Raw genomic sequence first — 18,142 nt, forward strand, 5'->3', positions numbered from 1 at the left:
GTAGTTTGTTAGCGCTCAACCAGCCGCAACCATATGCCATCCCTGGATCGAACGGTCAGATGGGCCACCGGAACCGGCGTTTTGCCGCTGATTGTTTCGAATTTGAAATTTCGCACCAGCATCGACAGGATCAGCGGCCCTTCGACCATGGCAAACCCGGCTCCGGTACAGACGCGGGGACCTGCGGAAAATGGGATATATGCCTCGCGCTGGCATGTTTTGCCGTTTTCACTGTTCCAGCGGGTCGGGTCAAAGCCGTCGGGATTGTCCCATAACCGTTCGTGACGGTGCAGGTGCCAGGGGCTGATGACGATTTGTGACCTTTTGGGAACGTCTCTGTTTCGGAAACGGTGTGGGCACTTGGCCTCTCGCACCATCATGGGAACCGGTGGGTACAGGCGCAGTGCCTCGCGAAACACGTCGCGGCTGATCTTGAGTTTGGAAACCGAGGCAAAGGTCGGGTCGTCCAGAGCGGCAGCTTCGTCAGTAATCCTTTCCTGCCATTCGGGATAAAGCGCCAGCAGATACAATGTCCACGCCAGGGCCGATGCGCTGGTTTCATGGCCTGCCAGAAAGAAGATCGCGACCTGATCAACCATTTCTTTGGGCCCGAAAAACTGACCGGTTTCAGGGTCAGCGGTTGTCATGATCTTGGTTGCCAGATCATCGGGGGCGGTTCCGGCCTTGATCGCCTCTGCCCGCTCATGGGTCAGGTCAGTGATCAGGTTACGAATGTCTTCGGCGTTTTTCCGTGTCGTCCGGGAGTGGAACCGAGGCATCCATTTGGGCAGCGGAACGAAAGCTGCAAGGTTCAGCAGAGGTTGTTCGCGCTGGTAGTTGCGGAACTTTTCAAACACCTTGCTGGCTATGGCGTGGTCGATCGGCACCGAAAACAAGGTGCGAAAAATCACATCTGCTGCGGCGTGGCTTGTCTGTTCTTCGACTTCGATCTGTTTGCCGACATGGGGGCGCAACCGCTCAACACAAGCGTCTGCTGCGGCCAGCATGGCGGGAAACGTGTCTTTCAGCCGCCCGCCCTCAAATGCCGGGTCAATGATGCGTCGCTGACGTTTCCACGTCTCTCCATTGGTTAGAAACACCGAATTTCCAAGCAAGGGGCGCAGGCCTTCGCTGATCCGGCCCGATTTAGGAAAATCTTCGGGGCTTTTCCTGAGGACGATGTCAATCAGGTCCGGTTCATTGACCAGGAAGGACCGGAAGAAGGGTGTCCTGAATTCGGCCATCCACGCGCGATAAAGGCGCGCTGGCTGTGCAGACAGCAGATCCTGACGAAACAGTTTCAGGTAACGCAGTAGGGAAACCTTGTCTGCGCGCGGCTGGGGCTTGGGCGGGGTCATGGACGCACCGACGTGTATTTGGACACTGGCGTCTCAATCCGGCTGCGCGAAGGTGTGCGCCCAAGGAACCGCTGTTTCAGCGTCAAAGGGCCTGCCGTAATTCGGAAATAGTCGTACGGACCCGGCTTATCGAATGCGCAAAGGTATTGAAAATGCAGCCGGAAAAACCGCCAGCGCAGGGCTTTCCAACGTTCAGGCGCCAGGGTTTGGGTAAAGGCCGCCGACAGGACAAGCGGCCAGCGTTTGTCCGGCCTGGCCACCCCTGTAACGGCCACCGGATCACACAGCGCAAATGCGCAGCCATCCCCGGGGGCCGAGACATCGACCCATGTGATGGCTGAACTGGAGGACAGGAATTGAAGGTCGGACCGAAGGCCATGCGCTTTTGGCAGAAAGGACACCATAGGCATCACCTGCCCCAGGCTGAGGAACGACAACTCTGCCCCCTGTTGCGGCACGGCCCTGTCGCGGATCAGGTCGGCCAGAACAGACACCCCCAGATGCGCACCCGAACTGTGGCCCACCACCAGAACCTCATCCACACTGGATATCAGCGCGGCTTCAATCGCTTTGCGGAATGCGGCCAGCCTTTCCTTCAGTTTTAGCGGAGTTTCCCCCTTTAACTGTGCGGAATAGGCGTAATCATGCATCAGGTAGTAGGCAAACAACCGGTTGTCGATCTTGCGGAACCACAGCATCAGCGCAACCGCAACGGCGATACCCGGAAACAGACCCCACCAGCCAGCCATCGCCACGGATGCCCACACGACTGCAAACGCAACCAGCAGCTGAGACACCAACATCGCCACCGGATAGAGCGCCGCAATCACCGGGCCTTTGCGCAACCGCATGAGGCGCCACAAAGCACCGGTCGAAATGTATATCCACGCCGTGTGGGCCAACTGCGCATAGGTGGCAGGGATCGACGCGGACATGCTGTCGCGCACGATGTCTGACCAGACCAGTACTTCAATTTCAGTCTCGACGGACGCACCGTCCTGAATGGACGTCACGGACCAGCCGAACAGACCCTCCGCGGACTTGGGAGCCATGGCGATCTCATATCCCGAAATCCGGGCCTGCGCTTGCGACTCGGTTCGGTAAAGCTCGCGATATCGTCGCGGCGGCATCGGGTCATAACCGGGGATGTAGAACACCCGGCGTTTGCGCACCTGTGACTGATTTCTCTGACTGCTCATGCCTTTACCTTCTGCCGCGCAGGTTAACGCAGGCTTTAGGTCAAGGTAAGGGGGTCAGACGCTCAGCCGAAATTCGCAAGTGCCGGGAAGGTTTCCAGCAACCACCAGCTGAAGCGGGTGAACAGGCCTGTGACCAGCATGATGCCCACGAACAGCAGCAGCCCCCCCATGACCTTTTCGATCACGCCCATATAGGGCTTGATCCGGTTCATCACCGTCATAGAGCGGTTTAGGAACATGGCTGCGAGCAGGAACGGAATACCCAATCCAGCCGCATAGACACCCAGCAACAGCGTGCCCCGCGCCACCGAGGCCTCGGTCGCCGCAAGGGACAGGATCGCGCCCAGTTGGGGCCCGATACAGGGCGTCCAGCCGAATGCGAAGGCCAATCCAAGAATATAAGCCCCAAAGACCGAGCCACCGGAATCACCGGTTTCGATCCGCGCTTCGCGGTCCAGAAAGGGGATGCGGAGGACATTCAGGAAATGCAGGCCAAAGACAATGACAACGGCCCCGGACAGCTTGGCAAAAAGCACCTGATTTTGCAGCACGAACACTCCAAAGGCAGATGCGGTAAAGCCCAACAGCAGAAAAACCGTCGACAGGCCCAGCACAAAGAACAGCGCTGACATGGTTGCCTTGCGCCGGGCGCGGGTCTCATCCTGCATTTCGTTGATCGTGACGCCGCTCATATATGCCAGATAGGGCGGCACGATGGGCAGCACACAAGGCGACAGAAAGCTGATCAGGCCACCCAGCAGGGCAACAAACATGGCGGGCAGCAGCCCCGCGTCTATGATTTCTATTCCGAACATGTCTAAGCACATAAGTGATGATTGGCGGTCCGTCACGGGGCCAATGAGTCACATCCTCGTGCTTGGAATCTGGACAATATTACAACTACGCCCTATCCCGAAAATCATGTCAGAGATTACAGATACGCTGGATGCGCTGGGCCTTCTTTGCCCGCTGCCCGTCCTCAAGGCCCGCAAACGGCTGAAATCCATGCCGCAAGGTTCTGTGTTGCGTGTGCTGGCTGATGACCCGGCAGCCATCATCGATGTCCCGCATTTTTGCGCCGAAGCTGGCCACACATTGCTGTCTCAGGATTTGGATGGCGAACATCAGGTCTATCTGATCCAAAAATCCGACTGACTTAATGATATAAAAAAGGCGGGCAAATCTGCCCGCCCTTTCATCAGTTGCCCAACGACCACCATCCGCGCCGTTTGGGCCTGTCGGATTCTGGCTCAGGTTCATCTGCCACAGTTTCAAGCACCGGTTCAGGTTCTGCTGCCACGGGTGTTTCTTCCACGGGCGCGTCTTCGACCGGCTCATCGGCAGATTGAATTTCAGGTTCTTCCACCGCAACGACCGCTTCAGCTTGCGCGACTTCCTCAGTCTGCTCGGCCACCTCTGTTGCTTCCGGCTCAGCGTCAGCAGTCTCAGCGGCTTCGCTTTGCTCGGCGACAGTCGCCTCGGCAGGCTCGGATTCAGCGTCTGAGGCCGCCTCTTCAACTACCACCGGTGCATCAGCCCCGGTATCGGCATCAATTGCTTCTGTCTGTTCCGAAGCCTCTTCTGCCACCGCATCTTTCTTACGACGGCGCGGAGCGCGCTTGCGTTTGGGCTTGGAGGGTTTTTCCTCTTCCGCCGCTTCGGCTTCGGTTGCCTCGACAGCGGTTTCGGTTTCAGCGGATTCGCCTGCGGCATCCTCCTGCTCTGCCCCTTCACCGTCATCCGCGCCCTGTTCCGGCGCGTCACCATTGCCCCCGCCCTTCTTGCGACGACGACGGCGGCGCTTGCGCTTGGGTTTGGTGTCATCTTCGGTCGGCGCGATATCCTCTTCGGTTTCTTCCTCGTCCGAAGAATCGACCAGATCCATCAGCGAGGCATCGACCGACACGACAGGTGCTGTCGCTTCGGGAACAATGCGGCTGGCGGTCTTGAATTTCTCCATCGAGAAATCCGGGCTGACCAGATGCACATCGCCTTCGATCCGTACAGACAGGCCATAGCGCGATTCGATCTGTGCAATATGCTCGCGCTTCTGGTTCATCAGGAAATTCGCGATACTGACCGGGCAGCGCACCAGAACCTCGCGTGAGCGGCGGCGGGTGCCTTCCTCTTCGATCTGACGCAGGATCGACAGTGCCATGTTGTCGTCCGAACGGATCAGGCCGGTGCCGTGGCATGCCGGGCATGGCTGCGTGGTCGCCTCGATCATACCGGGGCGCAGCCTCTGACGGCTCATCTCGAGCAGGCCAAAACCTGAAATCCGGCCGACCTGAATGCGGGCACGGTCGGTTTTCAACTTGTCCTTCAGACGCTTTTCAACGGACGCATTGTTCTTGCGCTCGTCCATATCGATGAAATCGATGACAATCAGACCGGCAAGGTCACGCAGACGCAACTGGCGGGCCACTTCTTCCGCAGCCTCCAGGTTGGTTTTCAGCGCCGTTTCCTCGATCGAGCCTTCTTTCGTGGCCCGGCCCGAGTTCACGTCGATCGCCACCAGCGCTTCGGTCACGCCGATCACGATATACCCGCCAGATTTCAGCTGAACAGTCGGGTTGAACATCCCCGCCAGATAGCTTTCCACCTGATAGCGTGCAAACAGCGGCAGCGCGTCCTCGTACCGTTTCACATTCTTGGCGTGCGACGGCATGATCATCTTCATGAAGTCTTTGGCGATGCGGTATCCGCCCTCGCCCTCGACCAGAACCTCATCGATATCGCGGTTATAAAGGTCCCGGATCGACCGTTTGATCAGATCCCCTTCTTCATAAATCTTCGCAGGTGCGATGGATTCCAGGGTCAATGCCCGGATCTGCTCCCACAGGCGTTGCAGGTATTCATAGTCGCGCTTGATTTCCGATTTGGTGCGCTTGGCGCCCGCAGTCCGGATAATCAAACCTGCCCCCGTGGGCACATCAATATCCGCGGCGATTTCTTTCAGTTTCTTGCGGTCAACCGCGTTGGTGATCTTGCGGCTGATCCCACCGCCACGCGCGGTGTTTGGCATCAGAACACAATAGCGACCGGCCAGCGACAGATATGTCGTCAGGGCTGCCCCCTTGTTGCCGCGCTCTTCCTTGACGACCTGCACCAGCAACACCTGGCGCACTTTGATCACTTCCTGAATCTTGTACCGGCGCGGGCGTGGCTTGCGTGGAGGGCGGATGTCCTCGCTGTCATCTTCCTCGGCCACGGTTTCAATCGTGTCATCTTTCGCGGCTGCGTCAGCGTGTTCTTCATCCGCGTCGCCATCTTCTGCGTCCTGGTCATCCTCAGACGATTCAGATGCGTCATCGCCATCATCAGCGCTTGAAGCGTCCGCCGGGTCATCAGAATCCCCTGCTGCGTCGTCTTGCGAAGCCTCAACCGTTTCAACCTCAGCCTCGTCTTCCGAAGCCGTTTCCCCTGCAGTGTCATCTGACACAGCTTCCGACGCTTCGTTGTCCTCAGGCTCCTCAACAGGTGTTTCAGCGACGACTTCCATTGGCGATGTCCCTTCGGGCACCTCCATGTCGGCATCGTCTCTGTCGTCAAGGTCGATGGTTTCCATACCGGTCGGCTCGGTCGAAACTTCCATCGTTTCGACCAGATCGTCCGATTTAAGATCCGCGGCCTTCGATCGGGAGCGCGAACGCCGCTTCTTCGGCTTGCCTTCGTCGGCCTCATCCCGCGCCTTCATGGCCTCGGCATAAGCGCGCTCTTCCTCCATCAGCGCCTCACGGTCGGCGATGGGGATCTGGTAATAGTCCGGGTGAATTTCCGAAAACGCCAGGAAGCCGTGCCGGTTCCCGCCATAATCCACAAAGGCCGCCTGAAGCGACGGCTCAACCCGTGTTACTTTTGCAAGATAGATGTTGCCAGCAAGCTGGCGCTTGTTTTCGGATTCAAAATCGAACTCCTCGACCTTGTTTCCGTCGACCACCACGACGCGGGTTTCCTCCGCGTGGGTGGCATCGATAAGCATTTTCTTAGCCATGTGTCCTTGGTGCACCGCGCCAAACGCGTTATCCTGACCCGTCCAGGTGGACAGGCACATTTGGGGAGGTGTCTTGTCAGGGCGATATTGGACGGCGCGCGGCAGGGTCTGGCGCTGTGGCCCCCTGCCCGGTCACTCAATCGTTGCGCGCGCGTCATCGCGGTTCTTCTCCGACAGGCGCGTTAGCCGCAGCCTGCCCATTATTCCTTTCGCCCGACATGTCGGACTCAGGTACTACATTGCCCCAAATGAGGCACAATCGGTCTGCTTTGCGGCGAACAATCCGTCATCACCATCAGCAAAGCAGCGAAACTCAATGATTCGGGGCTTATGGACACAAAACTGGCCCGGCCCGTCCGGACACAATAAAAGCAGTCCTGTGGAAAAGACAATGGGCAAACTGCACCGCCCCTGCGACGGCGTGCGGGATCGCCTTCATCTGGCCAAAAATATCCCGGGGGAGTCGCCAAAGGCGACGGGGGCAGAGCCCCCGCCACAAAGTTTACAGATAGTCCGACCGCTGGAGGCCGTATTTGGCCATCTTTTCATTCAGCGTCCGGCGCGGCAGGCACAGCTCATCCATCACAGACGCGATTGAGCCTTTGTGCCGCCGCATAGTGTTATCGATCAGCATCCGTTCAAAGGCTTCGACATATTCCTTCAGCGGCTTGCCTTCAGTGGTCATGACCGGCTGCATTTCCTCGTGATCCGACATCAACAGCGAGGCGATCGTTCCGGACCCACGGCGCGATTGCAGCACCGCGCGTTCGGCAATGTTGATCAACTGGCGCACGTTCCCCGGCCAGGGTGCCTGCAACAGCTGCGCGGCTTCCTGAGCGCTTACCTGAGGCGCATCGCAGCCGTATTCTTCGGCGAACTGCTCGCTCAGACGGGTAAACAGGGTCAGAATATCCTCGCCCCTCTGGCGCAGGGGCGGCATGGTGATGCGCAAGGCGGCCAGTCGGTAGAACAGGTCCGGCCGTAAGACATCTTCGGAGGTTTTTCCCGCCTCTTGCAGGTTCGAGATCGCTACGATGCGTGTCTCGGCCGGCGTGCCCTGCTCGTTCATCACGCTGAGCAGCTTGGCTTGCAGGGAATCGTTGAGCGCTTCGACATCTTCCAGAACCAGCGTTCCGCCCCGCGCCTCTTCGATGGCGGGCAATTGGGCGTCTTCAGGCATCATCGGCCCAAACAGACGTTTGGCCAACGCGTCTTCCTCGTGCGCCGCGCAGGACACCAGCACGAATTTCTTGCCGGCACGGCTTCCAACCGCATGCAGGGCGTGTGCGACAAGCGTCTTTCCGGTCCCTGTCTCTCCGTCGATCAGCACATGGCCATCCGCCTGGCCCAGATCGAGGATATCCTCGCGCAGGCGTTCCATAACCGGGCTGGCACCGATCAGTTTGTTCATGATCTGGGTGCCGCCGGACAATTCCCGGCGCAGCGCGCGGTTGTCCAGCGTCAGACGCCGCGCATTGCTGGCCCGTTTGGCCAGTTCAGACATGCGGTCGGGGTTGAAGGGTTTTTCAAGGAAATCGAATGCACCGACACGCATCGCCTCGACAGCCATCGGAACATCGCCGTGACCGGTGATCATGATCACGGGCAAGGTGCTGTCAGCGCCCATCAGCTTTTTGAGAAGCTGAATGCCGTCCATTCCGGGCATCTTGATGTCCGAAATCACTATCCCCGGATAATCCGGACCCAACACCTTGAGCGCATCTTCCGCGCTGGCGAAGGTTTCCGTGTCATAGCCGGACAAAGCGAGCCACTGGCTGATCGATTGGCGCATGTCCTGTTCATCGTCAACAATGGCAATTTTCATGGCTTGTGCCATAGTCATTCCTCGTTATTCCGCGGCTTCAAGGCCGTCGCTTCCCAGTGCAGGCAACTGCATTTCAAACACCGCACCGCCATATTGGCCGTTGCGCGCAGTCAACCGTCCCCCATGGTCGTTCACGATCCCTGACGAGATGGCAAGCCCCAGACCAACACCGTCGCCGGGCTGTTTGGTCGTGTAGAACGGCTCGAACAAGTTTTCGATATCCTCGATTCCGTGCCCGTTGTCGCGTACGGTCAGCACGGCCGTGTCACCCGCTGCCAGGATGATTTCCACATCCGGCTCCGCCACTGATTTGGTGGCGTCCAGTGCGTTTCGCAAGAGGTTGACCATGACCTGTTCGATGCGCATTCGGTCCCCCATCACGATCACGGGTTCCTCTGGTACGATCTGCGTAATCTTCACGTGTCGCTGACGCAATTGCGGCTCCATCATCGACAGGGACGAGGCCAGCGCTTCACCAAGATTTACTGGTGAAAACGCATCTGCCCCCTTGCGTGCATAAGACTTCAGCTGCCGGGTAATTGCGCCCATCCGTTCGATCAGACCATCGATGCGACCAAAGCTGGCAAGGGCCTCTTCCGGGCGGTTGCGGCGCAGCAACAGGCGGGCCCCGGCCAGATAGGTTTTCATTGCCGCCAGTGGCTGGTTCAACTCGTGACTGACCGCGGCCGACATCTCGCCCAGGGCGGCCAGTTTCGAGCTTTGCGCAAGCGTCTGTTCCGCCAAATCCAGCGTCTTTTCAACCCGTTCACGTTCAGCGATTTCCCGCTGTAGCCGTGCGTTCAATGCGCGAAGCTCTGCCGACTCGCGCTGGAACAGGGTCATGCGCAACGTGGCACGGCGGCTCAACGCATAGAACGCAAGCGCGAGAAGAATCGCAAACCCCATGATTTCGAGCGCCAGAACGCTGTTCACCTTTTCCCGGATCGAGGCATAGGTCGTGAACGACGTCATCTGCCAGCCGCGGAACGGAATACGCGTTTCGATCCGCATTACCGCTTCGCCCTGAAGATAGGCATCAGGCGGCAGCGCGGTCCAATCGGTTGTAGCGCGGATGGCGCGCTGGATCGCACCTTGTGGAGGCTGGCGCAACATCGCCGTGTTCTCATCCAGCCCGCGCCACCGGGGTTCCGTAGACAGAATGATGTTGCCGGCGCTGTCGGTAACCATCACTGCATCCGAGATACCGGCCCAAGCGCGTTCGAACTTTTGCAGGTCAACCTCGACGACGATTACCCCCAGAAACTCGGCCCCGTTCTCCAACCGGCGCGAATACACAAAGCTGTATCCGCCTGCGTCCTTGGGGATAACGGAAAATATCGTTGCGTTCGAGCGGATCGCATCCACAAAATAAGGCGTGTTTCGATGCCCTTCACCCAACCTGTTCCGGTCGGTCGCGGCAACTGTGCGCCCGTCGCTGTCCAGCAAAACCAGTGAGGCCGCGCCGATCTCTTCCACGAATGAAATAAGGCGCTGTGTCGAAAGGGTGTAATCGCCTGACTGCAATGCCGAAATCAACGTCGGGTCGCGGGCAAGCAATTGCGGAACAATCGAGTTGCGGCGCAACTCACTCAGCAAGTTGCCCGAATACAGAGTCAGCCGTAGTTCCGCCCGGTTGCGCGTGGATTCGGTGAACCTGTCGGTCAACAGTCGGTTCGTGATCCATACCGTTGCAATTGTCGCGACCAGCAGAACAAGAACCGCCAGCCGCAACCGCCAGCCCAGCGGTGCACCACGAAACGGTTTCAACATATTTGACCAGCCAGATCGAACTTCGGGGTTCATGGTGAAAGGTTAAGCCCCGGCGGGCGAGACCTCAAGTCACGCCGCTTCAAACACACCTGACAATGCGCGGAACAACGCCACCCCGTCTGTGCCGCCATGACCCTGATCCGCTGCGCGTTCGGGGTGCGGCATCATTCCAAGCACGCGGCGGTTTTCCGACAGGATCCCGGCGATATCCCCGACCGAGCCGTTCGGGTTTTCGGCATAGGTGAACGCGATCCGGTCCTGATCCTTCAAAGCGGCCAGTGTCGTGTCATCCGCAAAATAATTGCCATCGTGGTGCGCTATCGGAATACCGATCACATCGCCTGCGTTGTAACCGCTGGTAAACGCGCTGTCGCTGGTTTCGACCTTCAGGCCGACGGTCTTGCAGATATATTTCAGCCCGGCATTGCGCAGCAACGCGCCCGGCAGGATGCCGGTTTCCGTCAGAACTTGAAAACCGTTGCAAATTCCAACGGCATAACCGCCACGTTGCGTGTGTTCGACCACGGCCTTGCAAATCGGCGATTGCGCCGCGATTGCGCCGCAACGCAGGTAATCTCCGTAAGAGAACCCGCCGGGAACACCCACGATATCAATACCTTCGGGCAAAGCCGCGTCTTTGTGCCAGACCATATCGACCTGAAAACCGGCCTGCTCAAAGGCGACGGCAAGATCTCGGTCACAGTTGGATCCGGGGAATACGATTACGGCTGCGCGCATGGCGGGCCCTCCTACGAGACAAAATCTGTGACAACCGCAACACCCGGAGGCGTTGGATGGTCAAAAGCGGCAAGCTCGGCGCTTACCTGGTTCAGGGTTATTTTCCGGGTCACCAGCGGGCTCAGGTCGACCCCTTGACCGGTGATCAGGGACAACAGCGATGGATAGCGCCAGCTTGGCATTCCACGGGTGCCAAACACGGAGAGCTGACCAGAATAGAGCACATCCATCGGCAGCGACATCTGCACATGGTCCCCCGCGGGCATTCCGATTTGCACCATGCGGCCCATTTTACGCAGGGATCGCATGGCGGAAACGGTCGTGGCTTGGACGCCAAGTGCCTCGATCGCAACATCGGCACCGCCACCGGTGATGTCCTTCACCGCCTGTGGGGCATCACATGTCGCGGCGTTGATCACCGCATCGGCGCCCAGAGTTTTGGCATAGGCCAGCTTGTCTTCGGCGATATCGACAACGATTACACACGCGCCAAGCGCCTTGCCCAGAAGAAGCGTTGATATTCCGACACCGCCGCCGCCAAAGACAGCAATCCACTCACCACCCCGCACCTGCGCCCGGCCAACAAGCGCCTGCCACGCCGTGGTTACGCGGCACCCCAATGCGGCGGCGATTTCAGGCGCGATGCTGTCGGGCAAGGATGTCAGGTTGGCATCGGCATGAGCGACGGCAACATATTCAGCAAAAGCCCCGTCACAGGTAAAGCCGGGTACGACCTGGTTAGGACAGATTGTCTGATGACCCTGCGCGCAGTCCGGACAATGCCCACAGGCTAGGATGAAGGGCGCAATCACCCGGTCCCCGACACGCCACCGTGCGACGCGCGTTCCGACCGAGACCACCTCGCCGCAAAACTCGTGACCGGGTGTCATGGGCAGGACAACGTCGGGGTCTGAGCCCGACCAGGCGTGCCAGTCGGACCGGCACACGCCGCAGGCCAGCACCCGCACCACAACACCGTCTTCGGCGGGAACCGGGTCGGGGATCGTCGACACCTCAAGCGGTTGACGATAGGTGATCAGACGCGCGGCCCGCATCAATCAGGCCAGTTCGATCTCGTAGCGTTCGATGACGGTGTTGGCCAAAAGCTTCTCGCACATCTCGGTCACGTCTGCCTCGGTCGCGCCATCGGCAAGCTCAAGATCGATGACTTTGCCTTGGCGCACGCCTTCGACCTGATCAAAGCCCATAGCACCCAATGCGTGCCGTACTGCTTCGCCCTGCGGGTCCAGCACCCCGTTCTTGAGCATCACATGAACCCGTGCTTTCATTTTGGCAACTCCACCTGTGGGCCGCATACAAGGCCCATTTCGTTGCGCGGGGGATAGCGCGCCTGATGGGTTTCGACAACCCTGTTTCAAACGCAGTTTGCCGCAGGCGAGTGACGATCCTGCGCCGTCAGTTGGACCTGAGTAGTTTTGTTGGCGCAGCAGCTGGAAACTTCGGAATAGTCATCTGATCAAACGACCCGGCCACACGCAAACACCCTGCTCGGCCAACAACTTGGCAAAGGCAAAACGCCGCCCTGAGGGGGCGGCGCTGCTGAGAAGGAGTGTTTAGTTGATCAGCGTCGGCTTGGTGACATTGCTGGCAGGCAGCACACCCAGCCTTCGGGCGACCTCGGAATAGGCATCTGTCAGGCTGCCCAGATCGCGGCGGAATACATCCTTGTCCAGTTTCTGACCGGTCTTGATATCCCACAGGCGGCAGCTGTCCGGGCTGATTTCGTCCGCAACAACCAGCCGCTGATAGTCGCCTTCAAACACGCGTCCAATTTCAATCTTGAAGTCAACCAGACGGATTCCCACCGCCAGCATCACGCCGCTCAGGAAATCGTTCACGCGCAGCGCAAGGCTGAGGATGTCGTCCATGTCCTGCTGGCTGGCCCAGCCAAACGCGGCGATGTGTTCCTCGGTGACAAGAGGATCGCCCAAAGCATCATCCTTGAAGCAATATTCAACGATCGGACGAGGCAATTGCGTCCCTTCGGCAATGCCAAGACGTTTCGACATCGAACCCGCCGCGTAATTGCGCACGATCACTTCCAGCGGAATGATCTCGCAATTGCGCACCAGTTGTTCGCGCATATTCAGGCGCCGGATGAAGTGGTTCGGAATGCCAATCTGGGTCAGCCCGGTCATGAAGAACTCGGACAAACGGTTGTTCAGCACGCCTTTACCGTCAATCACGTCCTTCTTCTCGGCGTTGAATGCGGTGGCGTCATCCTTGAAATACTGTACGATGGTGCCCGGCTCGGGGCCTTCATACAGAATTTTGGCCTTGCCTTCGTAGATTTTCTTGCGACGCGCCATAAGCGACCTTTCCAGACTGGCGAAAGGGAATGAGTCCCTTCACGTTGGCGTCCTCATAGTGCAAGCCCTGCGTTCCCGCAAGTTCGCTGCCCCGAGGGCCTTTGACGCAGCGCAAATACCTTGCACCCGGGGTGTCCTATTGTCATATCATCAGTGAGAAACGGTAATCCAAGGGGTCCCCAACCAATGACCACATTCGACGAACGTGAAGCCGCGTTTGAAAGCAAATTCGCCCATGACGAAAAGATGCAGTTCATCGCACGGATGCGCCGCAACCGCTTTATGGCTGTCTGGGCGTCCGCGCTGAAGGGCGAAACTGTTGAACAGGCACGGAAATACGGACAGGAACTGGTTCATACCGACCTGCAGCATGTCGGCGAGGACGATGTTGTCGAGGCAGTCAAAGCCTACCTGGGTGATCTTGCGGACGAAGCCACGATCCGTTCGAAAATGGCCGAGCTTCTGGTTGAGGCCAAAGAACAGGTGATGGCGGAAGGCGAGCATTGATTGCCTGAAATGCAAAACTCATGATCTTCATGAGTTTTATGAATTTGATTTGACGCCCTGGTCATGAGACATGGGGCGTCTCTGTTTTTTTGCAGCGTTTATACGCTTTTTCTGGAATAACCCTATGACAAACGCGCTGAGCAAACTTCTGGACACCAAAGACACCATCCTTGCGGACGGTGCAACGGGGACCAACTTATTTAACATGGGTCTGCAATCAGGTGATGCGCCTGAGCTGTGGAACGTGGATGCTCCAGACAAGATCAGGGCGCTGTATCAGGGGTCAGTCGATGCGGGCAGCGACCTGTTTCTGACCAATACGTTTGGAGGCACTGCGGCGCGTCTGAAACTGCATGATGCGCAGAACCGCGTGGGCGAGCTGAACCGTATCGGCGCAGAACTTGGACGTGAAGTCGCAGACAAAGCCGGGCGCCCTGTAGTCGTGGCAGGATCTGTTGGACCCACCGGCGAGATTATGGAGCCGGTCGGCAGCCTGTCGCATTCCGAAGCGGTTGAAATGTTCCATGAACAGGCCGAGGCTTTGAAAGCGGGCGGGGTTGACGTTCTTTGGGTAGAAACCATCAGCGCGCCCGAGGAGTTCCGCGCGGCAGCCGAGGCCTTTGCGCTGGCCGACATGCCCTGGTGCGGCACGATGAGCTTTGACACGGCCGGGCGCACAATGATGGGTGTCACCTCGGCCGATCTTGCGCTTTTGGTTGAAACCTTGCCAAACCCACCGATCGCTTTTGGGGCCAATTGTGGTACCGGCGCGTCGGATATCCTGCGCACGGTTCTGGGTTTTGCTGCGCAAGGCACCGAGCGCCCGCTGATCTCAAAGGGCAATGCGGGCATTCCGAAATACGTGGATGGCCATATCCACTATGACGGGACACCCGAACTGATGGGTCGGTATGCTGCCATGGCGCGAGATTCGGGCGCCACAATCATCGGCGGGTGCTGCGGCACCATGCCCGATCATCTGCGCAAAATGCGCGAAGCGCTGGATACCACTTCGCGCGGCGAGCGCCCGACACTGGATCAGATCACCGAGGCACTGGGTCCGTTTTCGTCGGCTTCGGACGGAACCGAGGACGACGCGGGCCCCGAACGCCGCACGCGTCGCCGCCGCCGCGCCTAACGCTTATCAACGCCCTTCGAATTTCGGAGGGCGTTTTTCCATGAACGCCACCACGCCTTCAGCAAAATCTCGCGACCGGCCACATTCACCTTGAAGATGCGCCTCGGTTGCAAGCTGCTGCTGCAATGTGTTTTCGTACGTCCCGCGAATGGCTCGTTTGATCGCGCCATAGGCCGCAGTTGGACCTTTGGCCAGATATTCTGCCCTTTTATGCCAATGTGCGGCAAACGCATCATCGGGCACAGCTTCCCAGATCATACCCCATTCTTCGGCCTGCCGGGCGCTGATCTTGTCAGCAAACAAGGCGGCCCCCATCGCTTTGGCCAAGCCCATCTGGCGCGGCATGAACCAGGTGCCCCCGGCATCGGGCAGCAAGCCGATACGTGCAAAGGCCTGTAGGAAATACGCACTCTCAGTTGCAATAACCACATCCGCACACAGTGCAAGATTGGCCCCTGCCCCCGCAGCAGGTCCGTTCACAGCTGCAATCGTCGGAACCGGACAGCTGTGGATGGTTTCCAGCATCGGCTCGTATTCGTCGCGCAATGACCGTTCCAGATCGATCTTGCCAGTTGATGATGCATCGCCCAGATCCTGCCCGGAACAAAACGCCGGCCCTGCCCCGGTGATAACGATACAGCGCGCTTTAACCGCGGCGTCTTTCATCGCGTGGGTAATCTCTGCCCGCATCCGAGTGGTCAGCGCGTTCATCTTGTCCGGCCTGTTCAGGGTTAGAACCGCCAGACCGCCCGATATGTCCAATAGAACCGTTTCGTAATTCATGAAGACTTTTCCCCTCGCGCCACGTGTTTCAGCACATTTACTTGTCCGGGCAGGATGGGAAAAGCAGAACCAAACGTCAGTCTTCAAGAATCTGGCGAAGGCGTTCCTGTTCTTCCGCGCTTAGAGCTTCGGTTTCATCTGAAACCTGCGCCCTAGCGCGTGTGCGAAGAAAGTTCAACCCGACTGCGGCAGCGATCAGCAACATGATTGGCCCGGCAAGCCACAACAGCAGATTCGAACCGCTGGTGGTGGGCTTGAGCAAGACATATTCGCCGTAGCGGTCAACGATAAACGCGACAGCCTCTTCGTCGCTGTCACCCGCAACCAGGCGTTCACGCAAAAGCAAGCGCAGATCGCGTGCCAGTTCAGCGTTGCTTTCGTCAATGCTTTCATTGCGACACACCAGGCATCGCAACCCAACACTCAGGTCGCGCGCCCGCTGCTCCAGAACAGGGTCGTCCAGAACTTCGTCAGGTTGTACCGCAAACACCGGCGCTGCCAGCAGCAGCAGGATCAATACAAGGCGTTTCATTCTGCGGGTACTCCGCCAGCGGGTGATTTGCGCGCACCTGCGGCGACACGGAACCGCCTGTCGCTCAGGCTGAGGACACCACCGAGCGCCATCAGGATACAACCACCCCAAATCCAGTTCGCCAAAGGCTTGATATAGGTGCGCATGACCCAGCCACCATCTGCCTGCTGATCCCCGATGACGACGTAAAGATCACCAAGAAAACGATAGTCAATCGCGGCCTCGGTCGTCGGCATGCGTGCAACGGGATAATCCCGCTTCTCGGGATGCAGCGTTCCGATGACGGGACCGCCCTTTTCGACCAGAACATCAGCCGTGGTTGAAAAATAGTTCGGCCCCTGAACCCGTCGCACGTCCTGCAATGTCAGTGTAAACTGACCCACTTCGAAGGGCTGGTTCAGTTGCGCCACACGGATATCTTCCGCCTCCCACGCGGTCAGACCGGCAATCGCAAAGATCGTCACCCCAAGACCGGTATGGGCAACTGCCTTACCCCAATCGGCGCCCGGAAGTCGGATCAGACGTTTGAAGCTGCCATTGCGGCCTGTCCGGCTCCACAAATCAATGGCGGCACCGAAAGTGATCCATGCCCCCAGAAACAGGCCTACGGGCCCTAGCGCGCTGCGACCGGTCTGCATTGCCCAAACCAACAACGCAATCGCCAGCGCCAGACCAAAGGCATAGCGCAGGGACCAGGCCGTTTTGCCCAACCGACCGCGTTTCCACGGCAGCATGGCCCCGATCGGCAGGATCAGACCCAGCAAAACCATGAACGGTGAAAAGGCCGCGTTGAAAAACGGCGCCCCGACCGAGAGTTTGCGGTCGAACATCATCTCGGCCACCATCGGCCACATCGTCCCGACAAAGACAACGAAACAACTGACCGCAAGAAGGACATTGTTCACGATCAGCGCGCTTTCGCGGCTGACCATGCCAAAAACGCCCTTGGCCTCCATCGCCTGCGCCCGCGCGGCAAACAAGGTAAGCGCGCCACCGATGAAGAAGACCAGAATGATCAGGATGAACACACCGCGTTCAGGATCATTGGCAAAAGCATGTACCGAGGTCAGCAGACCTGAACGCACGATAAACGTGCCGATCAGGGAAAATCCAAACGCAATAATTGCCAGCAGAATGGTCCAGCTTTTCAATGCTTCGCGCTTTTCCACGACAATTGCCGAGTGCAACAGCGCCGCCGCTAGCAGCCAGGGCATGAAGGATGCGTTTTCCACCGGGTCCCAGAACCAGAAACCGCCCCAGCCCAGTTCGTAATAAGCCCACCAGGACCCCAGCGCGATACCGATAGTCAGGAAAACCCATGCCGCCAGCGTCCAGGGGCGTACCCACCGGCCCCATGCTGCATCGATACGCCCTTCGATCAGGGCCGCAATCGCAAAGCTGAAAGCCATGCTCAGCCCGACATAGCCGAGGTACAGAAACGGCGGATGGAAGGCCAACCCGGGATCCTGCAGCAGCGGGTTCAGGTCGCGCCCGTCAAACGGCGCGATGGCAAGCCGGTCAAACGGGTTCGACGTGAACAGGATAAAACCGAAAAACGCCACGGCAATAGCCGATTGAACGGCCAGAACACGGGCTTTGAGTGTCGGTGGCAAGCCACCACCAAAGAAGGCCGCCATCGCACCAAACAGGGTGACGATCAGCACCCACAGCAGCATAGATCCTTCGTGGTTGCCCCATGTTCCACTGATCTTGTACAGCATCGGCTTTGCTGTGTGGCTATTCTCGACCACAATCCTGAGGGAGAAGTCAGACGTTACAAACGCCCAGATCAATGCACCAAATGCAAACGCTGTCAGCAGGAACTGGACGATCGCGGCGGGCTCTGCAAAGCCCATCCAGCCGGCCCAGCGTTTTGAGGCGCCGATCAGGGGAACAACGCTTTGCACAATTGCGACAAAGAACGCGAGGATCAGGGTGAAGTGGCCAAGCTCTGTAATCATGCCCCGG

At 58.5% G+C, this 18,142-nt stretch carries 16 protein-coding genes; 3 read left to right on the forward strand and 13 right to left on the reverse strand.

Translation table 11 applies throughout. The annotated features are described in order from the left end of the window. Positions 1-8: 8 nt before the first annotated feature. The 3 genes from ACR0AP_RS03345 to ACR0AP_RS03355 all read right to left on the reverse strand — a co-directional run bounded on the left by ACR0AP_RS03345 (position 9) and on the right by ACR0AP_RS03355 (position 3,372). Positions 9-1,358, reverse strand: coding sequence for a cytochrome P450 (locus ACR0AP_RS03345; RefSeq protein ID WP_480505278.1), 1,350 nt, complete (start codon positions 1,356-1,358; stop codon positions 9-11). Then, positions 1,355-2,557 carry a hypothetical protein gene (locus ACR0AP_RS03350; protein WP_480505280.1) on the reverse strand — a complete coding sequence of 401 codons (1,203 nt, stop codon included), beginning with the start codon at positions 2,555-2,557 and terminating at the stop codon, positions 1,355-1,357. The genes ACR0AP_RS03345 and ACR0AP_RS03350 overlap by 4 nt, the downstream gene beginning before the upstream one ends. 62 nt (positions 2,558-2,619) lie before the next feature. Then, positions 2,620-3,372 carry a cytochrome c biogenesis CcdA family protein gene (locus ACR0AP_RS03355; RefSeq protein WP_480505282.1) on the reverse strand — a complete coding sequence of 251 codons (753 nt, stop codon included), beginning with the start codon at positions 3,370-3,372 and terminating at the stop codon, positions 2,620-2,622. 106 nt (positions 3,373-3,478) lie between these two features. Between ACR0AP_RS03355 and ACR0AP_RS03360 the strand changes: the two genes are divergently transcribed. After that, positions 3,479-3,712 carry a sulfurtransferase TusA family protein gene (locus tag ACR0AP_RS03360; protein ID WP_480481072.1) on the forward strand — a complete coding sequence of 78 codons (234 nt, stop codon included), beginning with the start codon at positions 3,479-3,481 and terminating at the stop codon, positions 3,710-3,712. 43 nt (positions 3,713-3,755) lie between these two features. Here ACR0AP_RS03360 and ACR0AP_RS03365 read toward each other — a convergent pair whose 3' ends face one another. From ACR0AP_RS03365 to purC, 7 genes are all read right to left on the reverse strand, one after another. Continuing rightward, positions 3,756-6,551 (reverse strand): Rne/Rng family ribonuclease, encoded by a 2,796-nt coding sequence (locus ACR0AP_RS03365; protein ID WP_480505284.1) that lies wholly within the window; start codon positions 6,549-6,551, stop codon positions 3,756-3,758. Positions 6,552-7,053: 502 nt separating this feature from the next. Beyond that, entirely contained in the window at positions 7,054-8,388 is a 1,335-nt protein-coding gene (locus ACR0AP_RS03370; RefSeq protein WP_480476731.1) for a sigma-54-dependent transcriptional regulator, read from the reverse strand. A 12-nt stretch (positions 8,389-8,400) separates the two neighbouring features. Further along, positions 8,401-10,146, reverse strand: coding sequence for a sensor histidine kinase (locus ACR0AP_RS03375; RefSeq protein WP_480505286.1), 1,746 nt, complete (start codon positions 10,144-10,146; stop codon positions 8,401-8,403). Positions 10,147-10,215: 69 nt separating this feature from the next. Then, on the reverse strand, positions 10,216-10,884 hold the full coding sequence (purQ, locus tag ACR0AP_RS03380; protein WP_480505287.1) for a phosphoribosylformylglycinamidine synthase subunit PurQ: 669 nt from the start codon (positions 10,882-10,884) through the stop codon (positions 10,216-10,218). A gap of 11 nt (positions 10,885-10,895) precedes the next feature. Next, positions 10,896-11,939 carry a zinc-dependent alcohol dehydrogenase family protein gene (locus ACR0AP_RS03385; RefSeq protein ID WP_480505289.1) on the reverse strand — a complete coding sequence of 348 codons (1,044 nt, stop codon included), beginning with the start codon at positions 11,937-11,939 and terminating at the stop codon, positions 10,896-10,898. Positions 11,940-11,942: 3 nt separating this feature from the next. Then, positions 11,943-12,173: a phosphoribosylformylglycinamidine synthase subunit PurS gene (purS, locus tag ACR0AP_RS03390; protein ID WP_480485730.1), complete on the reverse strand. Its 231-nt coding sequence runs from the start codon at positions 12,171-12,173 to the stop codon at positions 11,943-11,945. Positions 12,174-12,458: 285 nt separating this feature from the next. Then, a complete protein-coding gene (purC, locus tag ACR0AP_RS03395; protein WP_209504015.1) occupies positions 12,459-13,214 on the reverse strand; it encodes a phosphoribosylaminoimidazolesuccinocarboxamide synthase in 756 nt (251 codons plus the stop codon). Between the two features lie 186 nt (positions 13,215-13,400). Here purC and ACR0AP_RS03400 point away from each other — a divergent pair, with 186 nt between their 5' ends. Both ACR0AP_RS03400 and bmt read left to right on the forward strand, forming a co-directional pair. Then, positions 13,401-13,721, forward strand: coding sequence for a DUF1476 domain-containing protein (locus ACR0AP_RS03400; protein ID WP_267364605.1), 321 nt, complete (start codon positions 13,401-13,403; stop codon positions 13,719-13,721). A 124-nt stretch (positions 13,722-13,845) separates the two neighbouring features. Then, complete coding sequence (bmt, locus tag ACR0AP_RS03405) at positions 13,846-14,859, forward strand: betaine--homocysteine S-methyltransferase (protein WP_480505291.1); 1,014 nt, start codon at positions 13,846-13,848, stop codon at positions 14,857-14,859. A gap of 6 nt (positions 14,860-14,865) precedes the next feature. Here bmt and ACR0AP_RS03410 read toward each other — a convergent pair whose 3' ends face one another. The 3 genes from ACR0AP_RS03410 to ACR0AP_RS03420 all read right to left on the reverse strand — a co-directional run bounded on the left by ACR0AP_RS03410 (position 14,866) and on the right by ACR0AP_RS03420 (position 18,135). Beyond that, positions 14,866-15,642, reverse strand: coding sequence for an enoyl-CoA hydratase-related protein (locus ACR0AP_RS03410; protein WP_480505292.1), 777 nt, complete (start codon positions 15,640-15,642; stop codon positions 14,866-14,868). Positions 15,643-15,718: 76 nt separating this feature from the next. Next, positions 15,719-16,174 carry a cytochrome c-type biogenesis protein gene (locus ACR0AP_RS03415; protein WP_480505293.1) on the reverse strand — a complete coding sequence of 152 codons (456 nt, stop codon included), beginning with the start codon at positions 16,172-16,174 and terminating at the stop codon, positions 15,719-15,721. Further along, complete coding sequence (locus tag ACR0AP_RS03420) at positions 16,171-18,135, reverse strand: heme lyase CcmF/NrfE family subunit (RefSeq protein WP_480505295.1); 1,965 nt, start codon at positions 18,133-18,135, stop codon at positions 16,171-16,173. The genes ACR0AP_RS03415 and ACR0AP_RS03420 overlap by 4 nt, the downstream gene beginning before the upstream one ends. Between the last annotated feature and the right edge of the window lie 7 nt (positions 18,136-18,142).

It is taken from the genome of Ruegeria sp. AF7 (assembly GCF_056541885.1).